Origin of the sequence: Microcoleus sp. PH2017_09_SFU_O_A (assembly GCF_020738625.1) — a bacterium.
Classification (GTDB): Bacteria; Cyanobacteriota; Cyanobacteriia; order Cyanobacteriales; family Microcoleaceae; genus Microcoleus.
The window spans coordinates 62,713-70,140 of sequence record NZ_JAEQCF010000057.1; the positions used below are offsets into that span (position 1 = coordinate 62,713).

The window sequence follows — 7,428 nt, forward strand, 5'->3', positions numbered from 1 at the left end:
CCCTGAAAATCTGGGACACCGAGACAGGCCGGGAACTGAAAACTCTCACCGGTCATAGTGACAGGGTAAGTGCAGTGGCGATCGCACCAGACGGCAAAATAGCGATTTCCGCTTTCTTGGATCCCCTGAAAATCTGGGATTTGCTCACAGGTAAAGAGGTTGCTAGTTTCAGCGGAGAATATGGGTTTAAATGCTGTGCTTTTGCGCCTGATGGGGTGACAGTTGTAGCGGGCGATTCATGGGGACGGGTGCATTTCCTGAGATTGGAGGGAATGAAACAGGGACATAGTAGGGACACGACAATGCCGTTTCCCTACAAGCCAAATAATCCGCTTACTTTGTTTTACAAGGGTTTACTGCTGGCAAAACAAGGACAGTATGAAGCAGCGTTATCGAAATTAACTGAAGTTGCAGAATTGAGGCCGGATGCGGCTGTTGTGTGGTTTGAACTCGGTAAGGTTTTGGACAATTTGCAGCGCTGTGAAGAAGCTGTCACCAGTTTTGACAAAGCTATCGAAATAGAAGGAGAAAACCGAGAATTTTGGTTTCACCGAGGCTTGGCGTTGATGAAATGTGACAGTCAAGATGCCGCCCGCGCAAGCTGGAATCGAGCGATGAGTATCCAGCCTGATGACTGCGATTTTTGGAGCAGACAAGGCAAAGCGCTATGCAATTCAGAATGCTACGAACAAGCTATTTGCTGTTTTGATTTCGTGCTCCAAATTCAACCCGATCGAGCTTATTTATGGGTTTGGCGCGGCATTGCGCTGGGAAGGGCTGGACGCGCTGAAGAGGCAATATCCAGCTATGATAGAGCTTTAGAATTGGAACCAAATTATTGTCATATATTGCATAATCGAGCTTATACTTTGATGACATTAGGTCGCTATGAGGAAGCGATAGATTATTTGGATACAGCTTTAGAAATTAACCCGGATTATGCTAATGCTTATGGTGGCAAAGCTTGCATTTACGCCTTGCAAGATAATGTTGAGTTATCAGTGGAAAATTTGCGGCGCGCGATTGAATTGGAACCGGAAGAATATCGAGAGTTAGCGAAAATGGATGCGGATTTTGATGGGATTCGGGGTGATGCGCGGTTTCAGGAGTTGTTGTTGGGTGGTTAGAAACCCGGCGGTTGGAAACCGCGTCTACACAAACAATGTCCGCCTCCGCGGACGAAGAAATAATGGAATCTTCAACCCGCGCAGGCGGGTTTTGTCTGTGTAGCCGCGGTTTCAACCGCCGGGGTTTTTGGGTTTCAACCGCCGGGTTTTTGGTTGATGGGCGATCGCATTTTTTGTGCATGGGATTTACCGACTCCGACAAAGAAACCGGGTTTTTGGCCGAATTTGTGGCGTGCGATCGAGTATTGTCGAAAAAACCCGGTTTCTGGGGCCTCGCGATCGGGTTTTGTGTGGATGGGCGATCGGGTTTTTTGTGGATGGGCGATCGGGTTTCTGGGATTGCTTCGTTCCTCGCAATGACAGATTAGTTTCTAATCATCCCCATCCAATCCCAGGGACACAAAATACTGACTGTAAACCACACTATCCGGTGCCCAAAGCGGCCGCCAATAAACACTTTGAATCACCGCCTTCTCCCCATCACCCTCAGCAGGCCACTGAAAACTGACGATCGCAATATTGCCATAACCCACAATCTCATCACCCTCTTGCAGCCACCGATTCCGCCACAACAGCGCTATCAAATTCCACAAACGACGCAACAGTAACAACAGTTTATTTTTAGGTAATATACTTGACGAATTACCATCTTCATGCTGCAAAAACACCCGAGATCTTTGCCGCTTCATCCAGTCAACTCGATAACCCCAATCAGGCAAAGATTGCCTATCCCTCACAACAGCAGCCACAGCCTTCTTCCTGCCACGTCTCGGAATCTTCACCAACTCCAGCGGCTCATTCCATCCCAAACGTTCGTGCGATCGCTCAGGAAACAACGACTTAATCTTAGTATGAATTACATGAGTTGTCCACTCCTCATTAATAAAAGCACTAGCCGTTAACTGCGCCAAAACAGACAATCTTTGACTCGCAATTTTCAACTCTCCATTCACCCCAGATACAGACGGTAAACGCTCAATCTCAGAGCGAGAATCGCCAAAATGACAATCCGACCAATAACTCAACCGCACAGCACCAGCATAGTGGATATCCCCCGTCAAAACAATCACCCGATCGCGCTGCTTAAAAAACTCCGACAACAGCTTCACAAAAGCCAACTCATGAAAATTCCAAGCATCCCCCGCATCGGTATTAAAAACCTTTCCCTGTTCCACATCCCGCCTTTGCACCGCATCAATAATCCATAAACCCACCAAATTAGTCGGCACCACAACCAGCGTCGCCTCGATCGCAAATTCCCCAGATTTATTCAGCAACTCAGTCTCCCGCAAAGGCTGCTGAATTTGCTCATCAAAACCTTTGTGAGTCAAAAGCATCGGCGGGGCGATCGCACTTTCGGGCGGATAGCCCCGCCAAGTCCGCGTATCCAGCACAATCACCTCATGCTTAAAACTTCTCACGGTAAAATGCCAATTCAAAACCTCATCATCTCGATCCAAAATCAAAACATCTTCATCTAACTTAAACTTCGGCAAACCAGTTTCAATATCAACCGCCGGAATCCCCAAATACCCAGCAGCATCCTCCCAAACACCAACATCAGTCCCCGCCGAATCCGACCACTTTTTAGCAGCTTTTAATAACTTATCTCCTACTCTTCCATACTCGAACTGTGCGGGCGTATTTCCCCAACTCTGAAACACAGCATAAGCCAGCAAAGCATTCTGCACCACCCGGCGGCCCAGCGGCTTCCCCAACACCCGGTAACACCACTCTCGATTCAAAAAGCAATCATCGCTAACATCATGGTCATCGCAAATCATATAAGTAGAAATATTAGCCAGCGCCCGCCTCACTCGCCACAAATTGCGACAAAAACCGTCAAGTTCTACAACTTCTCTATCCCAGACTTTTGCTTGCTTAGAATCTTGACAAATATCGTTACCCTTCGGAAAACTATCGCACCAAAGCACAGGAGACCAAACTAACAAATACATCGCGCAATATTCGCCCAAACCAAACAAGTGACTTTTAGCCTTATCCGGTTTATTTACCAACATCGCCGTAAAACCGCCAAAATCTCTAGCAATATCGCTGCGAGTCCCCGGCTGCAACTCAATTGGTTTTTTGTATTCAGACTCAGCATCAGACGCTTTCTGAATTGGCGATTCTCTAAAAATTTCCCTCTCTTGGCGAATTACATTTTTCTTTTCCGATTTCTTAGGTATACTGGTACACAAATTCTTTTTTATTTGGGCATCATTCATCAGGGGCAGATTCTCTTCCCAGCCCAACAGTGTATCGCCAGCATCAGTCAAGGCCCACAGCATCGCATCGGCAACGTCATCGCCGTAAATTTGGTCACCCGTTAAAAACAGTTGGTGGGGGCGGAAATTTGCCATACCTGCAAACTGTTCGATCGAATTATCCAAGATTGGCAGCGCATCTCTGCCGTCTCCGTGGGGCTTGCGACAAGAACCGTGCACTATACGCAAATAGTTTAAATCCCTTGGTGGCAGGGCAAAAGTCGGCAACCCGTGAGCGAAATAACCGATCGTCTGTGGCCCCAAAACTGACAAATCAGCAGCAGTCGGCCACAGACAAGAAAGGAGATTTTCCTGCTCATTTTCTGGGACTCCCACCGACGGCGACTCCTGACTCCCCGCAAACTCAATGTCATAAGCATAAATTTGCCCGTATGTCAAGATATCTCTGTCGATTGGTTTAGCAGTCACGGCCGCTACGTGCAGGTATTTGCCAAGCCGCACAGTAGAGCTAGCACCTTGCAGCAAGGGCGTACCGACAATTTCACCGGTGCCGCCCTCAGTCGCATAAACCTTGAGTTCGACTTGACGGGGTGCTTTCAAAGCCAGCCAAACTGTTACGCCCCCAGTTTCAATTCGGCGCAAAATCGGGCCTGCAAGAATCAGCGGCAAATGATGAATTCGATGATTTAATGGTGTCCACGACATAGGAATTAAACAAATAAAAATTAAATAACGGGTTTTTGGCAAAGTATCTGTCAGCCGATTTGAGATTTGAGATTTACTCCATATATCAATCTGGAAGCTTGAACTAGGATCTGAAATTTGGAGCTCACCACTATAGGACTACGTGGCACGGTATCCGTTTTTCGGTTCCTTCTTCCACTTAATTAATGCTAAGTCTGTCAACTCATGTCCGCCAAATTGTAACAATTCATTAAGGAAAATTAATAATCACTATGCTACAAGAACAAGATTTACAACATTTTTTAGATTCAGTCCCCCAGCTCGCAATTAAACCACCAGCATCCCCTGTAGAACCCAACAGCGCACCGATCGATCTATCACCTTTAGATCGATCGATCGATCGCCATCCCCTGACAGTGGCTCCAGAAACACCGATCGCCGAAGTCTTGGCTCTCATGAACCCGATGCGCGTCTCCTGTCAGCTTTGTAGCGAAAAACAAAAGAGTCTTAAGAACACGGCCAAGCGCAGTTGTGTCATAGTCGTGGAGGACGATCGCCCGATCGGCATTTTTACAGAACGGGATATCGTTAAGTTAACTACTCTGGTAAATTGTGCGATCGGACTGACAATTGCTGAGGTAATGACTCACTCGCCCATTACCCTCAAACAATCCGAGTCTCAAGATATTTTCACCGCTATATTCACCTTGCGCCAGCACTCCATCCGGCACTTACCCGTAGTCGATGAGGACTCGCGACTTGTCGGAATCATCACCCGCGAAGCCATTCACGAAGCCCTACAACCAGTGAACTTGCTAGCAAATTTGCGCTGTGCGGGAGATGTCATGACAAAAGAAGTCATTTGTGCCCCAAAGACTGCCTCAGCCCTCGAATTAGCCCAGCTCATGGTCAAAAATCGATCCCATTGCGTCGTCATTGTCGAAGACCAAATTCAGCATCCACAGCGGATCGTACCAATAGAAAAGTATCAAATCCCGATCGGCATTGTCACCGAGCGCGACATCGTGCAGTTTCACGCCCTCGAATTAAACCTCTCGGAAATCTCAGCGGCTGATGCCATGAGTGCGCCTTTATTTTCCATATCTGCCACCGATTCCCTCTTCCGCGCCCACCAGGAAATGCAGCGCCATTGCGTCTGCCGTTTGGTAGTAGTTGGCAGTCACGGAGAGCTTTTGGGTGTTGTTTCTCTGACAAGTTTGCCGCAAGTTTTTAACCAATCTGAGATGTACGGGACGATCGAGCTTTTGCAGCAAGCAGTAGACGATAGAGCCGCCCAATTGCAGAAAACCAACGAACTTTTACAGCAAGAAATTTTAGAGCGGCAGCGCGCCCAAGAAGCCCTGCACCAAGCTCACGAAGACTTAAAAAAACAAGTTGAAGAGCGCACCGCCCAACTTTTAGAATCAAATAAATTATTAAGACGGGATATTATCAAGCGCCAGCGAGTAGAAGAAGTGCTGCGGAAAAAGCAAACCTGCTTGAAAAATCAAGCAGAGCAATTAGAGCAAACAGTGCGGAAATTGCAGCAAACTCAAACTCAATTAGTCCACACCGAAAAAATGTCTTCTTTGGGACAAATGATTGCCGGTATCGCCCACGAAATTAACAATCCGGTTAATTTCATCTACGGCAATCTTTCCCACACGAGTCATTACATCAAAGAATTAATTCAACTATTAGAACTTTACCAGCAGCACTATCCCGAACCAGTCTCGGAAATTAGGGAAGCAGCAGCAGATATGGAAATCGATTTTTTGGTGGAAGACTTATCTAAGATCGTGTCTTCGATGCAAGTTGGCACCGATCGCATCCGCCAAATAGTCCTGTCAATGCGAAATTTTTCGCGATCGGATCGAACTAGCGTCAAATTCGTTGACATTCACGAGGGACTCGACAGCACTTTGTTGATTTTGCAGCACAGGCTCAAAGCTCACGGCGGACATCCAGGTATTCAAATTATTAAGGAATACGGCAATTTGCCCAGCGTCGAGTGCTGTGGAGGTCAGATCAATCAAGTGTTTATGAATATTATCGGCAATGCTATTGATGCTTTGGATGAAGCAATCCAGAAGGGCCAATGGAGAAAGGGAAATGGGAAAAATCCACCGCCGTTAATTCCTAGTTCTCCATTGACTCTTCCCGCAATTACAATTCGCACTGAAGTTGTTGCTGGCGATGTTGTAGCGATCCGCATTTCCGACAACGGCGGGGGCATACCGGATGAGATTTGCAGGCAACTATTTGACCCGTTTTTTACTACCAAACCAGTAGGTAAGGGGACTGGGCTGGGGCTGTCTATTTCCTATCATTTAGTTGTGGAACAGCATGGGGGGCGGCTGGAGTGCGTTTCGGAAGTTGGACTGGGGACTGAGTTTGCGATCGAGATTCCGATCGTCAGAAGGCAGTTGACAGCGGACAGTTGACAGTTGACAGCGGACAGTTGACAGCGGACAGTTGACAGTTGGCAGTTGGCAGTTGGCAGTTGGCAGTTGGCAGTTGGCAGTTGGTAGGGGCGGTGTATCTCAGTTTTGCATTTGTAGTGCTGTCGGGAGCTCGCGTATTTTACAATACGCGAGCGGGGACGCTCGCACTGTAAAAAAAATGCTTTTTGCAAAAATGCTCCCGGTAGGGGCGGTGCCCCTGTGCCCGCCCTCAGTTGACAGTTGTCAGATTTTCGGAACTCCGACACTCTCCCCAAATCTCCCACTCGGAGACTCTCGCCCTCGCCCGTCGCCGCTCAATTACTAAAAATTCACAATTTTTTACACAACACTCAAAACCGCAGCAAAATCACTCTTTCCTAATCTAAAATCTCAAATCTCAAATCCAAAATCGTCTAATTTTGGCATCCCAGGCCCAATTAACCCAACTTACTTTCCGCTTTGCCTCATCCACTAGCGCCTTTGTTCCCCCTCCACTTACCCCACAAGCCATCAACTGCACCCATCCTAGCCCCAAACCCAAAGACCGAGATTATTTGAGAAGTTAATTTTTGTTTTGTTTTTGTACCTCTTTTTATTAAGAAAGTATTCTAAAACTTAAATAAAATCTAAAATATTTATAAAAATAGATTTGTAAATCAAAAAACCAGCTAAGATGCCCAAAGATGCAAAATAAATAGAATTACTAGCATTTTCATTTCGAGAGCCCCTTTCTTTTCCTCGTAAGTTAGCTAATAATGCTTTCAACGAGCTTTCCGCACAGCAACTCCAAACTAGACAAGAATGGGATTGCGGTAAGGGCATTGGAGGAAAGGTTATTGCATTGGGGCTATCCGCTAAACACTGGACAAAAGTGGACGAGATAGCCAGTCTAAGTCTTTAACTAGGCTACGTTAGTAAGGTCACGACACCTACGAGTGCTTTCCA

General features: G+C 46.9%; 5 protein-coding genes. 4 read left to right on the forward strand and 1 reads right to left on the reverse strand.

What is annotated here, in order from left to right; all coding sequences use genetic code 11:
- On the forward strand, positions 1-1,127 hold a 1,127-nt coding region (locus tag JGK16_RS21170), incomplete at its 5' end, for a tetratricopeptide repeat protein (protein WP_293192345.1).
- 62 nt (positions 1,128-1,189) lie between these two features.
- Complete coding sequence (locus JGK16_RS21175; RefSeq protein WP_293192343.1) at positions 1,190-1,495, forward strand: hypothetical protein; 306 nt, start codon at positions 1,190-1,192, stop codon at positions 1,493-1,495.
- A gap of 3 nt (positions 1,496-1,498) precedes the next feature.
- Here JGK16_RS21175 and JGK16_RS21180 read toward each other — a convergent pair whose 3' ends face one another.
- The gene (locus JGK16_RS21180; RefSeq protein ID WP_293192341.1) at positions 1,499-4,060 is read right to left on the reverse strand and encodes a PhoD-like phosphatase; all 2,562 of its coding nucleotides are present in this window, start codon (positions 4,058-4,060) and stop codon (positions 1,499-1,501) included.
- 251 nt (positions 4,061-4,311) lie between these two features.
- Between JGK16_RS21180 and JGK16_RS21185 the strand changes: the two genes are divergently transcribed.
- Positions 4,312-6,483 carry a CBS domain-containing protein gene (locus JGK16_RS21185; protein WP_293178253.1) on the forward strand — a complete coding sequence of 724 codons (2,172 nt, stop codon included), beginning with the start codon at positions 4,312-4,314 and terminating at the stop codon, positions 6,481-6,483.
- 38 nt (positions 6,484-6,521) lie between these two features.
- Positions 6,522-6,656 (forward strand): hypothetical protein, encoded by a 135-nt coding sequence (locus JGK16_RS21190; protein ID WP_293178250.1) that lies wholly within the window; start codon positions 6,522-6,524, stop codon positions 6,654-6,656.
- Positions 6,657-7,428: the final 772 nt, after the last annotated feature.